The organism is Marinobacter salicampi (genome assembly GCF_011074795.1).
In the GTDB taxonomy this organism is placed as follows: domain Bacteria; phylum Pseudomonadota; class Gammaproteobacteria; order Pseudomonadales; family Oleiphilaceae; genus Marinobacter; species Marinobacter salicampi.
The window spans coordinates 103,502-124,357 of the sequence record NZ_JAAMPF010000012.1 but is presented as its reverse complement, the minus strand read 5'-3'; the positions used below and the strand labels follow the sequence as shown (position 1 = coordinate 124,357).

Here is a 20,856-nt window from a genome sequence, read left to right as displayed (position 1 = left end):
AACGGAGAGTATTATGGCCTGGAACGAACCGGGTGGTAACCGCAACGAGAATGACCCCTGGGGAACCGGAGGCGGCAATCGTGGTGGTAAAGATCAGGGCCCTCCCGATCTGGACGAGGCCCTGAGAAAAGGGCTCGACAAGCTGAACAAACTTCTTGGCGGCAAAGGCAAGAAATCGGGCCCCGGTGGTTCATCCGGCGGTGGTGGTGGAAGCAGCAGCGGTGGCTTTGGCGCCATTCTCGCTGTGGCAGCGATTCTGTTTCTGGGCTACGTCATCTTCCAGTCGTTCTATACGGTTGACGAGCAGGAGCGTGCGGTCGTCCTGCGCTTTGGCGAATATCACTCCACGGCAGAGCCGGGCCTGCGCTTCAAGGTCCCGCTCATCGATAACGTTACCAAGGTGCGTGTCACCAGCGTACGTACAGCCCAGTCACAGGGTCAGATGCTGACAGAAGACGAGAACCTGGTATCAGTGGACCTCCAGGTCCAGTACCGGGTCGACAGCGCCCAGGCCTATGTCCTGAACGTCCGGGATTCCAATGAAGCCCTTGCCTACGCAACGGACAGTGCCCTCCGTCACGAAGTAGGTAGTTCCAGCCTTGACCAGGTATTGACCGAAGGCCGGGCTGAGCTGGCCGTTCGCGTGGAGCAGCGTCTTCAGCGGTTCCTGGAAGACTATGGCACTGGCCTTCGCATTGTGCGGGTCAACGTCGAGAGCACACAGCCACCTGAGGCGGTTCAGGAAGCCTTCCGTGAAGTCCAGCGGGCCCGTGAAGACGAGCAGCGTGTGAAAGAAGAGGCCGAGACCTATCGCAACAAGGTGGTTCCGGAAGCCCGAGGCCGTGCCCAGCGATTGATTGAGGAGGCGATGGCCTATAAACAGCAAGTTGTCGAGAGAGCACGGGGTGAAACCGCGCGATTCAATGAATTGTTGACAGTTTACCGCGATGCCCCCGAAGTGACCCGTGACCGTATGTATATCGGCGCGCTTGAGAAGGTGCTGTCCAATACCACGAAAGTGCTTGTGGACACCGAGAGCAGCGACAATATGATGTTCCTGCCCCTGGACCGCATCGTTAATCGTGAAGCGGGCGCAGGCTCCGCAGGTAACAGTGGCTCTGGCTCCGAGAGCGGAAGCAGCGACAACACTATCGGGTCTCTGACCGATCAGGTAATCAATGAGATTCGTAGTCGACAAAATACCAGCACGCGGACGGGGAGATAATCATGGGACCTAAAAGCATACTGGGTCTTGCAGGCACCCTCATAGTTGTCCTGCTGGTGCTATCAAGTGTCTATATTATTCCTGAAACCCATCGCGGCGTGTTGTTGAGGTTCGGTGAGTTGATTCAGACTGATATTCAAGCCGGTATACACTTCAAGGTGCCCGTCATTGATCAGGTGCGTCAGTTCGATGTACGTGTACTGACAACTGATCTGCCATCGCGCCAATACCTCACGGTAGAGAAGAAGCCACTGGACGTGGATTCCTATCTGGCCTGGAAAATAGCTGACGTAGACCAGTACTACCGGGCCACCGGTGGTGATGAGATGCGGGCCCGGTCGCTGCTTTCCTCGCGGGTCGATAACGGCCTACGGGACGAGTTCGGTGTCCGGACCATGCACGAGGTCGTTTCCGGCCAGCGTGATGAGCTCATGAACACCCTTCGCAAGCGCGTCAATGAGGCCACCATGGAAGAGTTCGGTGTGCGGGTTGTGGACATCCGGGTCAAGGGTATAGAGCTGCCCGGATCCGTCAGCGAAAACGTCTTCCGGCGCATGGCAACGGAACGGGAAAAGCTGGCGCAGGAATTTCGCTCCCGCGGTCGCGAACTGGCTGAGGGGATCCGCGCGGATGCCGACCGTCAGCGTACGGTGGTTCTCGCCGAGGCGTTCGCCCGGGCCGAGGAGACCCGCGGTGAAGGTGACGGCCAGGCTGCCCGGATTTACGCCGATGCCTACTCTGCTGATTCCGAGTTCTATCAATTCTATCGAAGCCTGGAAGCCTATCAGAACACCTTTGACAGCCCAGACGACATCATGGTGATCGATGCTCAAAACAGCTTCCTGCGGTATCTGAAAGACCCCATGGGCGGCAATTAAACCTCCGTCCTATCCAGAGAGAGCCGGAATGCCTCAGGTGTTCCGGTTTTTTTATGACTGGCAAAAGTGTAGAATTCCGCCGGTTTTGGTTTGGATTTCCGTTCTTCACAGGACACGTTCTCAGCCTTGGCTGTTTTTCTGAACAGGCAGGCCAGAGGATGAACACAACGGATACTGGAGCTACATGACAGACTCGGACCGCTGGTTGCTGCCTGACGGCGTGGAAGACATCCTGCCCCCCCTGGCAGGCCATATAGAATCTCTGCGACGTAGGGTAGTGGATACCTGTCAGCACTGGGGTTACCAGTTGGTGATTCCGCCTCTGATCGAATACCTGGAGTCGTTGTTCACCGGGACCGGTCACGATCTCGCGCTCCAGACATTCAAGCTCACCGATCAACTGACCGGTCGGATGATGGGCGTAAGGGCGGACATGACGCCCCAGGCCGCAAGGATCGACGCTCATACCCTTCGGCAGAAAGGCATTACCCGTCTGTGCTACGCCGGTCATGTTCTCCACACCAGGCCCCAGCACATGCTGGCGGGTCGTACACCGATTCAGGCAGGGTGCGAGCTCTTCGGCAGCGCCTCGGAAGCGGCCGATGCGGAGATCATCAGTCTGATGCTGGAGGTGCTCCGGGTGGCGGGCGTCCCCAGGGTTCATCTGGACTTGGCACATGTGGGTATCTACCAGGCGTTGATCCGGGAAGCAAACTTTGATTCCCAGACCGAGTCAGCCATATTCGATGCCATGGGTAGGAAGTCCATTCCCGAGCTGGACAAGTTGCTGGCAGGCTGCGGTCCAGGAAGCGCCGGCAGCCGGTTAAAGCAGTTGGCCCGCATCAGCGGCGACAGACCGGCGCTGGCGGAAGCTCGGTCGGCCCTTCAGGGTGCGTCCCCGGAAGTGACCGAAGCCCTGGATCAGCTCGAGCGTATAGCGGACATGCTCGGCACAGGCTATCCGGAAATCACCCTGGGCTTCGATTTCTGTGAACTGCGCGGCTACAACTACCACACCGGCCTGGTCTTTGCGGCCTATTGCCACGGTCACGGCGAAGCCCTGGCCAAGGGTGGTCGTTATGATGCGATCGGTCAGGTCTTCGGTCGTGCGAGACCGGCGACCGGCTTCAGTGTTGATATCCGTGCCCTGGTTGCCCTGGCTGAGCCGAGGGTGCAGCCGGCGGGCGCGATCTGGGCACCCGCCGACGCTGACCCGGCCCTGGCCGGGGTGGTGAGTGGTCTCAGAATGACCGAGATCGTCATCCAGGCTTTGCCGGACGATAACACCGAGCCCCAGGCCCGGGGCTGTGACCGCGAGCTGATCAAACAGGGCGGCCAATGGGTCGTGCAACCACTCACCTAAACTAGTCGCTGTCGCGTCGACTGGCGCGAAGGCATCGAGAGAGAGTCATGGGCAAAAATGTCGTAGTGCTGGGTACCCAATGGGGTGACGAAGGTAAGGGCAAGATTGTTGATCTGCTGACCGAGCATGTGGCCGCGGTTGTCCGGTTTCAGGGCGGCCACAATGCGGGCCACACCCTCGTGATTGAAGGCAGGAAAACCGCCCTGCACCTGATCCCGTCAGGCATCCTCCGGAAGAATGTCACCTGTCTGATCGGCAATGGCGTTGTGCTTTCTCCGGAAGCGCTTCTGAAGGAAGTTCGTGAGCTTGAGGCCCGGGGTGTTGCTGTGCGGGACCGTTTGCGTATCAGTCTGGCCTGCCCTCTTATCCTGCCGACCCATGTCCGTATTGACCAGGCGCGGGAAGTGGCCAGGGGCAACGCCAAAATCGGTACCACCGGCCGTGGCATCGGGCCGGCCTATGAAGACAAGGTTTCCCGCCGCGGCCTGCGCCTTGGTGACCTGCTGAGGCCCGACACCTTCGAGACAAAGCTTCGTGAGATCATGAACTATCACAACTTTGTGCTGACCGAATACTTCAAGGAAGAAGCTGTTGATATTGATCAGGCCCTGGCCGACCTGAAAACCATGGGCGACGAAATCCTGCCCATGGCAGCAGACGTTACCGACATTCTTCACGACTACCGCAAGCGGGGCGAGCACATCCTGTTTGAGGGCGCGCAAGGCTCGTTGCTGGACATCGACCTGGGGACCTACCCCTATGTGACCTCTTCGAACACAACCGCAGGTGGTACCGCGACCGGGACCGGTTTCGGGCCCATGTTCCTGGACTACGTGCTGGGCATCACCAAGGCCTATACCACACGGGTGGGTTCCGGCCCGTTTCCCACCGAGTTGTTTGACAAGTTCGGGGAACATCTTGCGATAAAAGGTAATGAAGTCGGCACCACGACCGGCCGGGCACGTCGTTGCGGCTGGTTTGATGCCGTGGCTCTGCGTCATGCGATCCAGATCAACAGTGTCTCAGGCATTTGCCTGACCAAGCTTGATGTGCTCGACGGCATGGAGTCGGTGAAGGTCTGCATCGGCTACAAGACGGACCGTGGCGAGCTTCAGCGCCCGCCGATCGGCTGTGATGACTATGACAGCATTGAACCCATCTATAAGGAGTTGCCGGGCTGGCAGGAGAGCACTGTCGGACTGACGTCCCTTGATCAGCTGCCGGCTAACGCACGGGCCTACATCGCGTTTCTGGAAGAGCAGATCGAAGCGCCGATCGATATCATCTCCACCGGCCCTGACCGGGTTGAAACCATCGTTATGCGCCATCCGTTCGGAGGCTGAGCCGGGGGTTGGTCAAAACCCCGGGGTTTAACGCGCCTCAGGGTTTTCTGGCGATGATTGTTGCCCGCCGTGGGCCTGGGTAACCCTCGATGGTTTTCTCCGGGTCGGCGGGGTCCAGAAAGTCTTTCAGGGACTGGAACCGCATCCAGTCCGTCGTCCTCTGCTCAGATGTCGTCGTGACAGTCACATCAACCACCTTCGCATCTTCGAACCCCGCCCGGGCCAGCCATAGCAGGAGCGTGTCACAGGTAGGCAGGAACCAGACGTTACGCATCATGCCGTAGCGGTCCGCGGGCATCAGGCTATAGCCCTCCGGCCCTTCCACGACGAGGGTTTCAAGCACCAGTTCACCGCCGCTTCGCAGTGTCTCCCGAAGTTCAATCAAATGGTCGATCGGTGAGCGGCGATGGTAGAGGATTCCCATGGAAAAGGTGGTATCAAAGGCTTCAAGCCGGTGCGGCAGGTCCTCTACCTTGATCGGAAGAAGATCGACCGGAACCCCACCCAGGTACTTCTTGACGCTGAGAAACTGAAACAGGAACAGAAGACCGGGGTCAATGCCGACTACCTGTCCGGCTCCGGCACCGAGCATGCGCCAGCAGTGGTAACCGGACCCGCAGCCCACATCCAGCACCTTCCGACCCCTGAGGTCGGCCAGCCATGGTGATACCCGGTCCCATTTCCAGTCAGAACGCCACTCAGTGTCAATGTCGACGCCAAAGAAGTTGAACGGACCTTTGCGCCAGGGCATCAGCCCTCGCAGGGCCTGCTCGAGCTGAGCCAGGGTAGCCTGGTTCAGGCTTTCCGGACCGCCAAGGGTAATGGTCGAACCCGTAAGGATGGCTTCTGCGCTCGGGATGTCAGGCAGTTGCCCATGGGCCTGAAGCCAGCGTGCCATGTCACCGTGGGGATGCTCGTCGAAGCGCCGCGCCAGTTGCAGTTGCAACTGGTCGCTCCACGAGGAGAGGCCGGTCTCTTCCAGGTTGGCGAATAAGTTGCGATAGGTAGTCTGCCAGTCGAATTGAGTCATGGAGTTGGTCGGCTTCAGGAAGGTTTCACGGCCAGAATGGATACAAAATTGAAGCACTGGTACCAGACCATGACCTCGCTGAATCCAGCCCCCCTCAGGCGTTCTTTGTGGGCATGGAGTGTCTCGGGCAGCAGGACCTTCTCGAGGGCGGTACGCTTCTGGCTGATCTCCAGGTCCGAGTAGCCATTGGCGCGCTTGAATTCGTGATGCAGAAGGGTCTGGGTTTGCTGTTCGTGTTCCGACTCAAACCGTATTTTTTCCGACAGTATGAGTGCGCCGCCCGGGCGCGTTGCCTCAGCGATGCGATGAAGCAAGGGCGTGCGTCGGGCCAGTGGCACGAACTGAAGGGTAAAGTTCAGGGTAGTCACCGATGCGTCCCTCAGGTCAGTGTCCAGTATGTCTTCACAGCGGAGGCTGACAGGCAGGGGGTGATCGTCCAGCGCTACGTAGTGATGGCAGCGCTCGATCATGTCCGCAGAATTGTCGACCCCAACCAGCGTGCAATTGTCATGGTGAATACCGTGCCGCATGGCAAGTGTTGCGGCGCCCAGGGAGCAGCCGAGGTCGTAGCAGTTGCTGACGGGCTGGGCGAAGCGCTCGGTAATCACTTCGATCATGGGCACGATGGTGGTGTAGCCAGGCACCGATCGCCGGATCATGTCCGGGAAAACCCGCGCAACCGCCGCATTGAAACGGAAGTCTTCCGGGTACCGATCCTGGGCAAACAGGCGGTCTGGTTCAGTCTCTGGGGCCGGTCTTCTGGTCATCTGCTCGGTCTCACTGGCTGTCCTGTGCTTCGCCGGCTTCAGGCGCAGGCGCAGGCTCTGGTTCTGCGGTTTCCGGCCGGTTGCGATCCGGCCGACCACAGCGGACGCCACGATTTTTATAGTCCACCAGTATGCCGACAAAGGTCGGATCCACATCGGGTGCCACGCCCAGGTATCCATTCTGGCAGACGGCGTGCAGTTCCGAGGCTTTTGATGACATACGGAAGTCTTCGCCAGGCTTTACGTGAATCGCGGTGAACTCGCCGACCGGGGCGTTGGTCTTGTCATCCGAGTGATCAATACGACCACTCATCTCCAGAGTGATGACAGTAATAATGATGGTAATCAGGACCGCCGCGAGCAGTGATCGAATCGAATAGCGGGCTTCAGGCTGACTCATGGATAAGCTCTCTCCAGTTCAAATACCGCAGGTTTAGATTGTGGGCAGTATCATCAGGCTCAGTTCTGGCCGGGGATTGATACAGAGGGGGACTGCAGTGATGACAGCTGCTCCCGCAAAGCGAGAATCTGATCGGACCAGAATCTGGGCTGGGTAAACCACGGGAAGAAGCGGGGAAAGGCCGGGTCATCCCAGCGCTTTGCCAGCCAGGCGCAATGGGAGATCTGCCGGTAACAGCGCAAAGGCTCGATCAGGTGGCGTTCACGGCGATTGAAATCGCGAAACATCTCATAGCCTTCAAGCAGCTCGGCAAACTGGATGCCTTTTTCGACGTCGTCGCCGTTCAAAAGCAACCACAGGTCCTGGACCGCCGGGCCTGTACGGCAGTCATCAAGGTCCACGAACAGCATCTGTTCGTCCCGGACCAGGATGTTACCTGCATGGCAGTCTCCATGCAGACGAATCTGCTGCAACTCGTCGCCAGCATCGTGAATGCGGTGTTCGGAATACTTGATCAGGTCGGGTATCAGGCTGTCCCAGGCCGGGCGCAGCTCTTTTGGAATCCAGTCATGCTCGGTCAGGTACTGACTGTGCCCGGTAATGCCCGGAAGAATATCAAGGGTAGGACGGGTTTCGAAAGATGTGCTCGCTCCCACGTTGTGTATCTGACCAAGCCACTGGCCAAGACGGTAGAGGGTATCGTCGACACTGGTGTCGGGTGCCTGGCCGCCGCGCTGGTCGAACACGGCAAACAGGAAACCGTCGTGCTTACCGAGGGTATCGCCGGAAGGCATGACCAGTGGCGCAACAATAGGCAACCCTGCCTCCACAAGTTCCCGTGAGAATGTATGTTCCTCACGAATCTGGGCCTCGGACCAACGGCCCGGCCGGTAGAATTTTGCAATTACCGGCGAACGACCCTCGATGCCGACCTGGTAGACACGATTCTCGTAGCTGTTCAGGGCAAAGAGGCGGCCATTGATTTCAAAACCGGCGGCCTCAACAGCGTCAAGAAGCGTGTCGGGGGTCAGGTCATCGTATGGGTGGGGATTAGTCATAAGGTCCTGTTTCAGCGCCGGGTCAGGCTTTCGGAGCGCATTGCGCTCAGGTGGTACCAGTTTTCATCAAGCTCCCAGCGAACGCGGGCTATTCCCGGCACGTCCAGTATGATGTCGCCGGCCTTGGCCTGTACCCGGGCAAATTCTCTTTCAGCTCTCTGCCAGTCCCGATGGTTCTCACTCAAGGATGACATGCTTGGAAAGATGATTTTCAGGGCTTCCCGGGTCGGAGTCTCACGGGAGCGGAGTGAACTCATCACCGCGGTATCACCGTCAACCCGGAGAACCCGGTGCAGGTAGGGATAGCTTGCCACGACTTCATCGCTTTGCAGGCGTTGATTCAGTGATATGACTTCAAATCCACGCCATCCCAACCATCCGACGAAAAGGGCGGCGACCAGCATGACAATCAGAAACTGCTTACGATCTGACATGTACGTTTCCCGAGCTTCCTGCGGTGAAGGGTGAATGCGCCAAGTATACCGGTTTTTGGGGGCCCTTTGTCATTTCAACGCTTGGTGATTTTCAACCTTACTGATCGATTGGCCTACACGGATACCGGTCCGAGTTGGTAAGCTTCCGGCGACTTCCTGGTTGATTGGCGCGGGTTGGACAAGGACAGAGAATGACAGCAAAAGAGGCATTGCAGACCGATACCGTTGTAATCGGGGCCGGTGTCGTGGGTCTTGCGGTAGCGCAACGGTTGGCATCCAGGGGGCAGGATGTAATTGTGCTCGAAGCCGGTGGACGTTTCGGAGAGGGCCTGTCATCCCGCAACAGCGAGGTGATCCACGGCGGGCTTTATTATCCGCAGCACTCGTTGAAAGCAAGGCTCTGCAACCTTGGGCGGGAAGAGCTCTATCGCTACTGCGCCAGCCACAAGGTCGACCACAGGAAAACCGGTAAATGGATTATTGCCTGTGATGGGTCTCAGCTGCCTCAGCTTTCAATTATCGCCCGTACGGCTCTTGCCAATGATGTCGAGCTGGAATGGGCGGACAGTCAGCGTTTGAACCAGGCCTTGCCTGAGGTTAAAGCTCAGGCGGGTCTTTTCTCCCGAAACACCGGCATCGTCGACAGCCACGGGCTGATGCTGTCACTACTGGGGAAGCTTGAATCACGGGGCGGCCAACTGGTCTGCCGGGCACCAGTGGAGGCGGTCGCCAGTGCGGATGGCAGGCATTGTCTGTCGGTGGGTGGCGATATGCCCTGTCAGTTGACAGCCCGCCGTGTTGTCAATGCCGCGGGCCTGAATGCGGTACCCCTGGCACGGTTATGGCAGGGCTATCCACAGACTGAATGTCCTGATCTGTATTTTGCCCGTGGCAGCTATTTCAGCTATTCCGGACCCCACCCTTTCTCCACCCTGGTCTACCCGGTGCCGGAGCCGGGCGGGCTTGGCATACATCTGACCCTTGACCTGGCTGGGCAGGCCCGCTTCGGACCTGATGTCGAGTGGATCGATTCACCCAGCTTCGACGTCGACCCGGACCGCCGGCACAGTTTCGCCCGGAGCATCCGCAGATGGTGGCCCGGGGTGAACCCGAATGCACTGCAGCCCGCCTATGCCGGGGTGCGCCCCAAGCTTGGCGGGCCGGCAACCGGCTTCTGTGACTTTGTTATGCAGGATGAGTCGGTCCATGGCATACCCGGGCTGGTGCAGCTGTTTGGCATCGAATCGCCCGGGCTGACGGCGAGTCTCGCCATAGCAGACTGGGTCGTCGAGCGACTTGGCGCCTGAGGCTTCGCTGATGCCTGCCAGCTGGAATAGTCCCGGTGCGCAGCCTAATTCGGGGTACGGGCCAGCGCCCAGACCTCGATATGGCAGGCTCCTGCTTTTGCCAGGGCAAGGGCAAGCGTACGAGCCGTTGCCCCTGTCGTAATCACGTCATCGACAATGGCCACACGGGGTGGCGCCGGGCTGTCGACCACGAAGCTGCCGCGCAGGTTGGCCAGCCGTTTCTGACGGCCAAGCCCGGCCTGTTCTCCATGCTGGCGGTGTTTCCTGACAAGGGTGACCGACCAGGGTACGCCCGTCTGCCGACTCAGTTGCTCTGCGATGTCCTCAGCCTGGTTGAACCCGCGGCGCCGTTGCCGATTTCTGTGCATGGGGCTGGGTATGAGCAGATCAGGCCGGCGCCAGGGCTCGGTCGCCAGATCATCGCGTACCCGCTCCACCAGGCTCTGAATCAGCGGTTGGCCCAGAGCCCTCTGGCCCCGGTACTTGTAGCGGCTGATCATGTGATTGACAGGAAACTCATAGCGCCAGGGTGTAATCACCCGTTCAAACGGCGGCGGATGACGGAGACATTCGCCACAGGTCATGGTCGCTCCGGTCCCGAAAGCCAGGGGCAGAGCACACCGTCGACACTGGCCATCGTTGGCGGGCAGGTCTGCGTAACAGCCCGCGCAGAGGCCGTGGCCCACTATTGCTGAAGAGCAGGCAATGCAGGCGCCGGGGAGGGCGAAGGAGTTGTTAACCTTTCGTTGTATTTGGGTTGACAGCGTTATCAGGCGCTTTATCATCAGTTCATTCCCTGAACTCAATCTGTTCATGCACATCGTGTGCATTATTTACCAGCCCTTCTGTCGCAGAAGCGCCCTTAACAGGACCTGACTCATGATTGCCACTGCCCTTCGCCACGACTGGACCATTGAAGAAGCCCGAGCATTGTTTGCTTTGCCATTCAATGATCTGATATTCAGGGCCCAGGCGGTACACCGGGAGTACTTCGATCCCAATGAGGTCCAGGTGAGCACTTTGCTGTCCATCAAGACCGGCGCCTGCCCGGAGGACTGTAAATACTGTCCCCAGAGCGGTCATTACAATACCGGTCTGGAAAAAGAGAAACTACTGGAAATCGAGAAAGTGCTGGCCGAAGCCAAGGCCGCCAAGGAAAAAGGTGCGTCCCGGTTCTGCATGGGTGCAGCCTGGCGCAGCCCGTCAAAAAAAGACATGCCCTATGTCGTGGATATGGTCAAGCAGGTTAAGTCCCTTGGTCTGGAGACCTGCATGACCCTGGGAATGCTGGAAGAAAACCAGGCACAGGAGCTGGCGGATGCCGGCCTGGATTACTACAACCACAACCTTGATACCTCCGAAAAGTACTACAGCCACATCATTACCACCCGGACCTATCAGGATCGCCTGACGACGCTGGCCAACGTTCGCAACGCCGGCATGAAGGTGTGCTGCGGGGGAATCATGGGCATGGGAGAAGACCTGGACGATCGCGCCGGACTTCTGGTGGTGCTCGCCAATCTGCCGCACCACCCGGAAAGCGTTCCGGTCAATATGCTGGTCAAGGTTGCGGGGACGCCGATGGAGGACGTGGAAGACCTTGATCCGTTCGACTTTATCCGCACGCTGGCTGTCGCCCGCATCATGATGCCGGCCTCCCATGTGCGCCTGTCTGCTGGCCGGGAAGACATGAACGACCAGATGCAGGCCCTGTGCTTCCTCGCAGGCGCGAACTCGATTTTCTATGGCGAGAAACTGCTGACCACGGCCAACCCGGAAGCCGATCGGGACCGCCAATTGTTCCAGCGACTGGGAATCCGGCCGGAACAGCGGGAAACCGCACACACCGAAGATGATCGTGAAGCGGCGCTGGCCCAGGCGGTGGAAGACGAACGAACCGGCCACATGTTCTACGATGCCACCCGGCAGTCGGCCTGAGTCCATTGACCATGCGCGATTTTGCCGGCGAAATCGAGGCTCGTAAGAATGCTGGCCTGTACCGGCTGAGACGCCTCGTCAGTGGTCCCCAGCAGCCCCGGTTGACTGCTGACGGTGAGCCCATGCTGGCTTTTTGCAGCAACGACTATCTGGGGCTCGCGAACCACCCGGCGCTGGTGGGTGCTGTCAGGCAGGGCATGGTTGAAGTTGGGGTCGGCGGCGCCGCCTCCCACCTTATCTGCGGTCATCATGAGGCCCACCACCGGCTGGAGGCTGAGATTGCCCGGTTCACCAGGCGTTCGGGGGCACTGTTCTTTTCCACCGGCTATATGGCGAATATGGGCGTGATCTCGGCCCTGGCGGGCAAGGGCGACACCATTTTCTCCGATGAGCTGAACCATGCGTCCATTATCGATGGCTGCAGGCTGAGCCGAGCCAGAGTCTGTACCTACCCCCATGGTGACATGAGCGCCCTTGAGCGCCAGTTGGCAGTAACCGGAGGCCATAAACTGGTGGTTACTGATGGCGTCTTCAGTATGGACGGCGACGTGGCACCCTTACGGCAGCTGGCGGATCTGTGCAGGGCACACGATGCCTTGCTGATTGTCGATGACGCCCATGGCTTCGGCTTTATGGGGCCTGATGGCAGGGGTTCTGTCGCTTCCCTGGGGCTTACTGAAGAGGACGTCCCTGTCGTTATCGGCACGTTCGGCAAAGCCTTTGGCACCAGTGGTGCTTTTGCCACAGGCCCTGCGCTGTTGATGGATTACCTGGTTCAGCAAGCCCGCACCTATATCTATACAACTGCGATGCCTCCGGCTCTTGCGCTGGCATCCTGTGCCAGTCTTGATCTGGTACAGAAAGAGCAGTGGCGGCGAGACCATCTTGAAAGGCTGATCCTGCGTTTCCGGTCCGCCATGACCCGGCTCGGGTACGAGTTGATGCCTTCGGAAACCCCGATCCAACCGATCCTGATCGGCGACGTGCGAGACACCCTCAAACTCAGTGCGGCGCTGGAGGCCCGAGGCCTGCTGGTTACTGCCATTCGTCCGCCTACGGTTCCCGAGGGCGCTTCGCGGTTGCGTGTCACCCTCAGTGCTACCCATACCGATGCCGATCTGGAGCGACTGATCGATGCGTTTGCGGCGCATTCCCTATCGTCCGGCCTGGCATCCCGCCGCCCTATAAGCGTCGTGTCCGACTGATTTTTGCCTGGAGCCCGATCTTGGCCAAGACTTCTCTGTTTGTTACCGGTACCGATACTGGCGTTGGCAAGACCCTGGTTTCGGCAGCCATTCTTCATGCGTTCGCCCGCAAGGGCTTGCGTACACTGGCAATGAAGCCTGTGGCGTCAGGCTGCGAAGAAACTGCAGAAGGTCTGCGGAATGAGGATGCCCTCATGCTTCAGGCTGCAATGACCGAATCACTGCCCTATGCCCAGGTGAACCCGATTGCTTTGGCTCCGGCGATTGCGCCTCATGTGGCGGCGAGTCAGGCCGGCAAGCAGCTGAGCTCGGCACGCCTGGCTGGATTTGTCCGGGGTTTGCAACTTCGGCCGGCGGATCTGTTCCTGGTGGAAGGCGCCGGCGGCTGGCGCGTGCCTCTGAACGATCAGGAAACCTACGCGCAGGTGCCACGGGAGTTGGGGCTGGGAATTGTTCTGGTAGTGCCCCTGAAGCTGGGCTGTATCAATCACGCCCTGCTAACTGTTGAGGCCATACAGGCTGATGGCTTGAAGGTCGCGGGGTGGGTGGCAAATCGGCCTGACCCCGAGGTGATGACCTGTGAAGAAGAAACCCTGCTTTATCTGAGGAGGCATCTGCCGGGTATGTGCCTGGGTGTGCTTCCATGGCAGGCTGAGCCTGATCCGGGTCAGCTCGCTGATTATCTGTCAGTAGACGCGTTGCTGTGCTGATCTCCAGAATGGTCGGCCTCCATCATGAGTTGATTGAAAAGTAGGCAGAAGTATGGCCTAATAAGAGTCATGTAGGCATATGAGTGGTAGCCGCTATGATGATAAGTCCGCTTAATAACCCCTTGAGCACTGGCCTTCAGGGTGTCCAGGAAGGCCTCCAGGGCATGGATAACGCTGCCAGGCGGATTGCACGGGGTGGCGTCGATGGACCCCAGGGGAGTGCTTCTGGCTCCGGCGATATGCTGGAAGCGATCGTAGACCTCAGGCTTTATGAACGCTCGGTTGAGGCGTCGGCCCAGGTCGTAAAAACCGCGGACGAAACCCTCGGTACCCTGCTCGATATTAAAGCCTAATTCTGTCGTTGATGATGATTTCGGGCAGTGCCCCTATCTCCTTCCCCACTTCATTTACTGCCTCATCGGCTTTTCCTGATACGCCCCCCGCCAATACGCCCGGCACTGTAGCTCGCTCTAACGCGGCCCCCTTTGAAGGGGGCTCTGATCAGTCGGGCCGGGCGGCTCAGGAGCGCTCTGATTCAAGGGCGCCCGCGCCTGATGCCCCGGAGCCCGAGCCCCCGACTCGCAAGCCCGTCAGTAACGTAGAGCTTGATGAAGCCCAGGCCCTTGAGCTATCCGAGCTGAAAGCCCGGGATCGCGAAGTGCGTGCCCATGAGATGGCCCATCAGGCGGTAGGCGGGCAATACGCCGGCTCCGCCTCCTATACCTACCGGCGAGGGCCGGACGGTGTCCAGTACGCGGTTGGTGGCGAGGTTCCTATCAGTGTATCCCCGCTGGCCGGCGACCCTCAGGGGACCATCGAGAAAATGCGTGTGGTTCGTGCCGCCGCCCTTGCTCCGGCTGAGCCCTCAAGTCAGGACAGGGCGGTCGCCGCTGAGGCGACCCAGGTCATGTTAAAGGCGCAGATCGAATTGAATGAAGAGGCGCCTGCTCCGGGCGGAAAGGCGGAAGGGCAATCCGAGTCCTGGAACAGGGCAGGCAGCCGGAGCGAGGCCTCGTTGGCTTATCAGTCTGTCTTCATGCTTGGGAGCAGCCAGGTGAGTGAACGCAGAGGCGCTGATACCAGCTCCTTTCAAGCCAGGGCCTGAGCCTGTCAGGCCGGGCTTCGAGTCTTTCCTTCTGAACAAATAGTTGCATAACGCAACACAATTTTTGCACCTTTCCCTTGACAATTCTGCTGTTACAAACGTATGTTTCAAACACTTGTTTGAGTTTGCGCAGAAGGGAAGTAGGCTTATCCCCCTGAGCGACGAATTCATCGGTATCACGCGAATTTTGATGACGCCTGATACCGGCGACAAGCCCAAATTAAGGCTTAGTGCTGCCGCATCGGCTGCAGTCATGACCGTAAAACTGAGGTGGATTCCATGCCTGAATATAAAGCGCCCCTGCGTGACATCAAGTTTGTAATGAGCGAGCTGCTGGACAGCGAGCGACACTACGCCAATCTGGAAGGCGCCGAAGACGCAACTCCGGACATGATCGACGCGATCATCCAGGAGGGTGCCAAATTCTGTGAGCAGGTATTGTCTCCCCTGAACCAGGTCGGCGACAAAGAGGGTTGTGCCTGGAGCGAAGACGGTGTGAAGACCCCCACCGGTTTCCGCGAGGCCTACCAGCAGTACGTGGAAGGGGGTTGGCCATCCATGACGGCAGCAGTTGAGCACGGCGGCCAGGGGCTGCCTGAGTCCGTTGGCCTGGTCATGAGTGAAATGGTCGGAACCGCCAACTGGTCCTGGGGCATGTATCCTGGGCTGAGCCACGGCGCCATCAATACCGTTGAACTCCACGGTACCGATGCCCAGAAAGAAACTTATCTCACCAAAATGATTAGCGGCGAGTGGACCGGCACCATGTGCCTGACCGAAGCTCACTGCGGCTCGGACCTGGGTATCCTGCGCAGCAAGGCCGAACCCAACGCAGACGGCTCCTACAGCATCAGTGGCACCAAGATCTTCATTTCTGCCGGTGAGCATGACATGGCGGACAACATTGTCCACATCGTGCTGGCCCGCCTGCCAGGCGCCCCTGCAGGCACCAAGGGTATTTCCCTGTTCATCGTACCCAAGTTCCTGCCTAACGAAGACGGCAGTATTGGTGAGAAGAACGCCGTGACCTGTGGCTCCATTGAGCACAAGATGGGTATTCACGGTAACGCTACCTGCGTCATGAACTTTGACGGCGCCAAGGGCTGGCTGATCGGGCCTGAGAACCGCGGCCTCAACTGCATGTTCACCTTCATGAACGTGGCCCGTCTGGGCACCGCCATCCAGGGTCTGGGTGCAGCCGAGCTGTCCTTCCAGGGCTCTCTGGCCTACGCAAAAGACCGTCTGGCCATGCGTTCGCTTTCAGGTGCCAAGAATCCTGAGGGTGCTGCTGACCCGATCATCGTTCACCCTGACGTTCGCCGCATGCTTCTGACTCAGAAGGCGGTAGCGGAAGGTGCGCGGGCACTGATTTACTACACCGCACAGCAGGGCGATGTCGTCCATCGCGGCAAGACCGAAGAAGAGCGCAAGGAAGCTGACGAGCTGATGGGCTTCTTAACGCCGATCGCCAAGGCTTTCCTCACTGAAATCGGGCATGAAGCGTCCAACCTGGGAATGCAGGTTTTCGGTGGTCACGGTTTCATCTCTGAATGGGGCATGGAACAGGTTGTCCGGGATGCCCGGATCGGCACGATTTACGAAGGCACCACGGGCATCCAGGCTCTCGACCTGTTGGGCCGCAAGGTTCTAATGACCCAGGGCGAATCTCTCAAGCGCTTCACCAAGCTGGTTCACGTGTTCTGCAAGGAGCATGCTGAGAACGAGCAGCTGAAGGAGTTTATTGAGCCACTCCAGGCGATGAATAAGGAGTGGGGCGATCTGACCATGAAGCTGGGCATGAGCGCCATGAAGGACCGCGAAGAAGTGGGTTCTGCCTCCGTTGATTACCTGATGTACTCGGGCTACGCAGTCTTTGCCTACCTCTGGGCGCGTATGGCCCAGGTCGCCCTGGACACCATGGCTGACGGCACTACGGAAGAAACTTTCTACAATGCCAAGGTCCAGACTGCGCGTTTCTACTTCAAGCGCATGCTGCCCCGTGCACGCGGCCATGCAGAGAGCATGCTGGCAGGCTCCGATACTCTGATGGCCATGCCAGAAGAAGCATTCGCTTTCTAAAACGACTGCAGGCCTAGCCTCCGGCCCTGCCGGATGCAGATCAAGCCCGCACTCCCAGGAGGCGGGCTTTTTTCTGTAGGGAGTGTACAACATGAGTTCCCGCGGCTTTTTCGTTAAACTGCATACCATCTAATGAATATCGGACAGGCGGCGCTCCTGCCGCCTTCCGGCACACTGGAGAATTTTCAATGGCAGATTATCAGGCGCCTTTGCGTGACATCCGTTTCGTACTGAACGAGGTATTCGATGCTCCTTCACTGTGGGCATCATTGCCCAAACTGGCAGAGTATGTTGACCCGGAAACTGCGGACGCGATCCTGGAAGAAGCCGGCAAGATTACCAGTGGTGTTCTGGCCCCGCTGAACCGCGAGGGTGATGAGCAGGGTTGTAAATGGAACGACGGCGAGGTCACCACGCCTGACGGTTTCCGCGAAGCCTACCAGACCATTGTCGAAGGCGGCTGGAACGGTCTCGGCGGCAACCCTGAGTTTGGTGGCATGGGCATGCCGAAAACCCTGGTGGCCCAGTTTGAGGAAATGCTTCAGGCTTCCAATATGGCCTTCGGCCTCGCACCCATGCTGACGGCGGGCGCCTGCCTGGCATTGGACGCCCATGGCAGTGAAGAGCTCAAGAGCAAATACCTGCCCAGCATGTATTCCGGTGTCTGGTCCGGCGCCATGGACCTGACCGAGCCCCACGCCGGTACTGACCTTGGCATTATCCGGACCAGGGCGGAACCTCAGGGCGACGGCTCCTACGCTGTCACCGGTACCAAGATCTTCATCACCTGGGGTGAGCACGACCTTGCTGAGAACATTATTCACCTGGTACTGGGTAAGCTTCCTGATGCCCCCAAGGGCCCCAAGGGAATCTCCCTGTTCCTGGTGCCAAAGTTTCTGGTTAATGAGGATGGTTCCCTTGGCGAGCGCAACAGCCTGAGCTGTGGCTCCATCGAGAAGAAGATGGGCATCAAGGGCTCGGCTACCTGTGTCATGAACTTCGACGGCGCCCGGGGCTGGCTGGTGGGTGAGCCCAACAAGGGGCTGGCCGCCATGTTCACCATGATGAACTATGAGCGCCTGGGTGTGGGTATCCAGGGCATCGGTGCTGCTGAAGCCTCCCTTCAGAGCGCCCGGGAATATGCTCTTGAGCGCATCCAGAGCCGCGCCCCGAGTGGCGCCCAGCAGAAGGACAAAGCTGCGGACCCTATCATTGTGCATCCGGATGTGCGTCGCATGCTGCTCACCATGAAGGGGTATGTGGAGGGTGGCAGAACCTTCTCAACCTACGTTGCCCAATGGCTGGATATTGCAAAGTACGCTGAAGATGCGGAGCGCCAGGAGTATGCCCAGGGCATGGTGGCTTTGCTGACACCGGTTGCCAAGGCATTTCTCACGGACCGGGGCCTGGACGCCTGCATTATCGGTCAGCAGGTTTTCGGGGGCCATGGCTTCATCCGCGAGTGGGGCCAGGAGCAACTGGTCCGGGATGTCCGGATTACCCAGATCTACGAGGGCACTAACGGTATCCAGGCGCTGGACCTCATGGGGCGCAAAGTGGTTGGCAGCGAGGGTCGTCTCTATGAGCTTTTCGCCCAGGACATGGCAACGTTTATCGAGGAAAATGCTGCTGATCCGGCACTCAGGCCCTTCCTTGAGCCCTTGGCCGCGGCCCTGGAGCGCCTGTCGGATGTCACGGAGCATGTGCTTGGGCAGGCTGATCGGTCGCCTGAAGCCATCGGCGCGGCATCGGTGGAGTATCTGGATCTGTTTGGTTTGACGGCCCTAGGCTATATGTGGGCAAAGATTGTCAAGGCGGCTGCGGCGAAGGCGGAAGCGGATACCTCGGGTTTTTATACCGGCAAGCTCAAGACGGCACGCTTCTATTTTGACAGGTTGCTGCCGAAAACGGTGTCGCTGGCAGAAAGTATCCGTAGCGGCAGTGATTCAATGATGGCTCTGACAGCGGAAGAGTTCTAGTCGGACCTAGTTTCAGGTCAGGTTCGGCTACCTGATAGCCATGCCTCTGCCGGGGCGACCTAGGGTCGCACCGGCGCGACATATATAGTATTACTGCAGGCGCTTTCTCAAGCGGTCGTAACGCTCTTTCAGCTTTTCGCCCAGTTCTTTGGCAGATCTGCGGGCGTCCTGGCTACCTTCTCCAGCCTCATGGGCAGCGGCATCCAACTTCTGGCGGTAAGTCTCCCAGTGCTTTTCGAGGTCGTCCCACTCGTCTTTCGCGTCCTGTCTCGCTAGGTGCAGGCGTACTTTTGCTTCATCCCGGTATTGAGCGGCCATATCGGTCACTCGTTTCAGCTCATCCTTCAGTGTCATGTTCAAACCTCCCTTTAGCTAGATGTCGTGCTGATCCGGTCGCTTCAAGCCAACCGTTACCCTCACAATGCTATTGGACGGGGAACGCTGTCAACCGGTTAAACTCGCGCCAGAGCGGTGCTCAGATTACGTAAGTGAAACCAAGGCGTATGATCACCGAAACCCTTGGCAGCGCGGTCAATATCGCTACAGTGGACAATGGCCTGGGTGAGCTGGGTGGGTGACAGGCGCCTGGCTGCAGATTCCAGGGCCTTGGTGCGCTGAGGCTGACGCACGCCACGGGTTTTGAGAAAGTTGGCCGCAACTTCTCTGCGAGCCATAGCACGCTGCAGTTCCACCGCCATGTTGAGGTCCCGGGTGAGGATGCTCAGAAGTCCCAGAGGATTTTCCCCTTCCTGCTGCAGAGCCCCGAGTATTTTGTGGGCGCTTGCGGCTTTACCGGCGAGAATATCCGTTACCAGGTCGAACGGATTAAAACGGGCGCTGTTCTGGACAGCCTGCTCTACGGTCTCCTCATCAATGGTGCCGGTCTTGCTGAACAATGCCAGCCGATCCATTTCCTGTGCCGCCGCCAACAGGTTGCCTTCGAGGCGTTCCGTCAGGATTTCCAGAGCCCCGCGGGTGAGGGTGAGCCCCCGTGACTGCGCTCGCTGCTGGAGCCAGGCCGGAAACTTGTCCGGGTCAACAGGCCAGATGGTTACGTGCACACCAACTGCTTGTAGAGACTTGTACCACTTCCGACGCAGCTCTGCTGCATCCAGGCGGGCACTTATCAGCAACAGGATGATGTCCTCAGCGGGCGTAGCCAGTGCCTGCTCCACCACGTTCCGGCCCTCGCCCAGCTTGCCAGTGGGCAAGTGGATCTCGATACGGCGCTTTTCGGAGAACAGTGACAGAGCGCTGAATTCCTCAGCCACCGAGTGCCAGTCCAGCTGGCGGTCGGCATGGTAGGTGACCCGGTCGTTATGGCCGGCCTCCCGGGCCGCAGCGCGAATCTGGTCGCAGGCCTCCTGAACAAGCAGGGGTTCGTCCCCGGACACAAGATAGACAGGCATGAGCCCCTTTTTAAGCAATTGCGGCAATTGTGCAGCGCTTGCTTTCATTGGCCCTGGTCGCTTTCAGTGGCGGTACTTTGCTGCTGACGCAGCGAGTCTATGCGCTCACGGCTCAGTGGTGCCAAGCGGAAGATGACCTGCTGGGCAAGTCGCTCATACAGAGAAGTCCGGATATCCTGTTCTTCCCTTCGCTTGGCCAGCACATTGGTTTCGTCGTACCGGTAGGTATCGCTGCTGCGAACGTCCACATCCGCCAGAAGGGGGACCTGATCTGAGGCAATGACAGACATGGCAACGGACTGCCGCAGATCATACTCGGCCGCAGAGGCCTGCAGGGTAATCGCGCTGGCCCGACGTTGTTCGTTGAAATTGTCCAGGCGCAGGACATGGGCTGCCTCCTCAGCGTCGACCAGCTCGATATCCCCCAGGCTGAGCTGTTCCTTAAGAATATTGCAAAGCTCCTGTGGCACCTGGCCAGTACATTCGACCGCCAGCGGCTCAAGGGCTGCGGGTACCGGCATCTGGCCACGCAGCTGGAAGCCACAGCCTGTCAGAACCAGTGCCAGGATAAATGGCAACAGGCCCAAGACAGGCGGCAGCTGCAGCTGCCCGGTACGAAGCGGCAT

The 20,856-nt window shown here is 58.9% G+C and carries 21 protein-coding genes; 12 read left to right on the top strand and 9 right to left on the bottom strand.

What is annotated here, in order from left to right:
• Positions 1-13 precede the first annotated feature (13 nt).
• The 4 genes from hflK (at position 14) to G7W63_RS05295 (ending at position 4,809) form a co-directional block, all read left to right on the top strand.
• Complete coding sequence (gene hflK, locus G7W63_RS05310) at positions 14-1,225, top strand: FtsH protease activity modulator HflK (RefSeq protein WP_166254201.1); 1,212 nt, start codon at positions 14-16, stop codon at positions 1,223-1,225.
• Positions 1,226-1,227: 2 nt separating this feature from the next.
• Positions 1,228-2,103, top strand: coding sequence for a protease modulator HflC (gene hflC, locus G7W63_RS05305; RefSeq protein WP_166254198.1), 876 nt, complete (start codon positions 1,228-1,230; stop codon positions 2,101-2,103).
• A gap of 184 nt (positions 2,104-2,287) precedes the next feature.
• Positions 2,288-3,466, top strand: a complete 1,179-nt coding sequence (locus G7W63_RS05300; protein ID WP_166254195.1) for an ATP phosphoribosyltransferase regulatory subunit — start codon at positions 2,288-2,290, stop codon at positions 3,464-3,466.
• A 47-nt stretch (positions 3,467-3,513) separates the two neighbouring features.
• Positions 3,514-4,809, top strand: a complete 1,296-nt coding sequence (locus G7W63_RS05295) for an adenylosuccinate synthase (protein ID WP_166254192.1) — start codon at positions 3,514-3,516, stop codon at positions 4,807-4,809.
• 37 nt (positions 4,810-4,846) lie between these two features.
• Here the strand turns inward: G7W63_RS05295 and cmoB are convergent, their stop codons facing one another.
• From cmoB to G7W63_RS05270, 5 genes are read right to left on the bottom strand one after another with little or no spacing between them, the layout of a single operon-like run.
• On the bottom strand, positions 4,847-5,839 hold the full coding sequence (cmoB, locus tag G7W63_RS05290; protein WP_166254189.1) for a tRNA 5-methoxyuridine(34)/uridine 5-oxyacetic acid(34) synthase CmoB: 993 nt from the start codon (positions 5,837-5,839) through the stop codon (positions 4,847-4,849).
• Positions 5,840-5,853: 14 nt separating this feature from the next.
• Positions 5,854-6,606 carry a carboxy-S-adenosyl-L-methionine synthase CmoA gene (gene cmoA / locus G7W63_RS05285; RefSeq protein WP_166254186.1) on the bottom strand — a complete coding sequence of 251 codons (753 nt, stop codon included), beginning with the start codon at positions 6,604-6,606 and terminating at the stop codon, positions 5,854-5,856.
• Between the two features lie 10 nt (positions 6,607-6,616).
• Positions 6,617-7,006 (bottom strand): PA3694 family proteiin, encoded by a 390-nt coding sequence (locus tag G7W63_RS05280; RefSeq protein WP_166254183.1) that lies wholly within the window; start codon positions 7,004-7,006, stop codon positions 6,617-6,619.
• A 59-nt stretch (positions 7,007-7,065) separates the two neighbouring features.
• Positions 7,066-8,064 carry a serine/threonine protein kinase gene (locus G7W63_RS05275; RefSeq protein WP_166254180.1) on the bottom strand — a complete coding sequence of 333 codons (999 nt, stop codon included), beginning with the start codon at positions 8,062-8,064 and terminating at the stop codon, positions 7,066-7,068.
• 11 nt (positions 8,065-8,075) lie between these two features.
• The gene (locus G7W63_RS05270; protein WP_166254177.1) at positions 8,076-8,498 is read right to left on the bottom strand and encodes a hypothetical protein; all 423 of its coding nucleotides are present in this window, start codon (positions 8,496-8,498) and stop codon (positions 8,076-8,078) included.
• Between the two features lie 191 nt (positions 8,499-8,689).
• On the opposite strand from G7W63_RS05270, the gene G7W63_RS05265 reads away from it, so the two are divergent.
• Positions 8,690-9,805 carry an NAD(P)/FAD-dependent oxidoreductase gene (locus G7W63_RS05265; protein WP_166254174.1) on the top strand — a complete coding sequence of 372 codons (1,116 nt, stop codon included), beginning with the start codon at positions 8,690-8,692 and terminating at the stop codon, positions 9,803-9,805.
• A 44-nt stretch (positions 9,806-9,849) separates the two neighbouring features.
• Here the strand turns inward: G7W63_RS05265 and G7W63_RS05260 are convergent, their stop codons facing one another.
• Positions 9,850-10,590 carry a ComF family protein gene (locus G7W63_RS05260; RefSeq protein ID WP_166254171.1) on the bottom strand — a complete coding sequence of 247 codons (741 nt, stop codon included), beginning with the start codon at positions 10,588-10,590 and terminating at the stop codon, positions 9,850-9,852.
• A 94-nt stretch (positions 10,591-10,684) separates the two neighbouring features.
• On the opposite strand from G7W63_RS05260, the gene bioB reads away from it, so the two are divergent.
• From bioB to G7W63_RS05225, 7 genes are all read left to right on the top strand, one after another.
• The gene (gene bioB, locus G7W63_RS05255; protein ID WP_166254168.1) at positions 10,685-11,743 is read left to right on the top strand and encodes a biotin synthase BioB; all 1,059 of its coding nucleotides are present in this window, start codon (positions 10,685-10,687) and stop codon (positions 11,741-11,743) included.
• Between the two features lie 11 nt (positions 11,744-11,754).
• The gene (gene bioF, locus G7W63_RS05250) at positions 11,755-12,948 is read left to right on the top strand and encodes an 8-amino-7-oxononanoate synthase (protein WP_166254165.1); all 1,194 of its coding nucleotides are present in this window, start codon (positions 11,755-11,757) and stop codon (positions 12,946-12,948) included.
• A gap of 20 nt (positions 12,949-12,968) precedes the next feature.
• Complete coding sequence (bioD, locus tag G7W63_RS05245) at positions 12,969-13,658, top strand: dethiobiotin synthase (protein WP_166254162.1); 690 nt, start codon at positions 12,969-12,971, stop codon at positions 13,656-13,658.
• A gap of 95 nt (positions 13,659-13,753) precedes the next feature.
• Positions 13,754-14,011, top strand: coding sequence for a flagellar basal body rod C-terminal domain-containing protein (locus G7W63_RS05240; protein ID WP_166254159.1), 258 nt, complete (start codon positions 13,754-13,756; stop codon positions 14,009-14,011).
• An 11-nt stretch (positions 14,012-14,022) separates the two neighbouring features.
• Positions 14,023-14,763 carry a putative metalloprotease CJM1_0395 family protein gene (locus tag G7W63_RS05235; protein WP_242634322.1) on the top strand — a complete coding sequence of 247 codons (741 nt, stop codon included), beginning with the start codon at positions 14,023-14,025 and terminating at the stop codon, positions 14,761-14,763.
• Positions 14,764-15,042: 279 nt separating this feature from the next.
• On the top strand, positions 15,043-16,842 hold the full coding sequence (locus G7W63_RS05230) for an acyl-CoA dehydrogenase C-terminal domain-containing protein (RefSeq protein ID WP_166254156.1): 1,800 nt from the start codon (positions 15,043-15,045) through the stop codon (positions 16,840-16,842).
• Between the two features lie 188 nt (positions 16,843-17,030).
• On the top strand, positions 17,031-18,821 hold the full coding sequence (locus G7W63_RS05225; RefSeq protein WP_166254153.1) for an acyl-CoA dehydrogenase C-terminal domain-containing protein: 1,791 nt from the start codon (positions 17,031-17,033) through the stop codon (positions 18,819-18,821).
• A gap of 90 nt (positions 18,822-18,911) precedes the next feature.
• On the opposite strand, the gene G7W63_RS05220 is transcribed toward G7W63_RS05225, so the two are convergent.
• The 3 genes from G7W63_RS05220 to G7W63_RS05210 all read right to left on the bottom strand — a co-directional run bounded on the left by G7W63_RS05220 (position 18,912) and on the right by G7W63_RS05210 (position 20,856).
• Positions 18,912-19,175, bottom strand: a complete 264-nt coding sequence (locus G7W63_RS05220) for a hypothetical protein (protein WP_166254150.1) — start codon at positions 19,173-19,175, stop codon at positions 18,912-18,914.
• A gap of 98 nt (positions 19,176-19,273) precedes the next feature.
• Positions 19,274-20,278, bottom strand: a complete 1,005-nt coding sequence (holA, locus tag G7W63_RS05215; protein WP_166254147.1) for a DNA polymerase III subunit delta — start codon at positions 20,276-20,278, stop codon at positions 19,274-19,276.
• Positions 20,275-20,856, bottom strand: coding sequence for an LPS-assembly lipoprotein LptE (locus G7W63_RS05210; protein WP_166254145.1), 582 nt, complete (start codon positions 20,854-20,856; stop codon positions 20,275-20,277). Before G7W63_RS05210 ends, holA begins: the two co-directional genes overlap by 4 nt.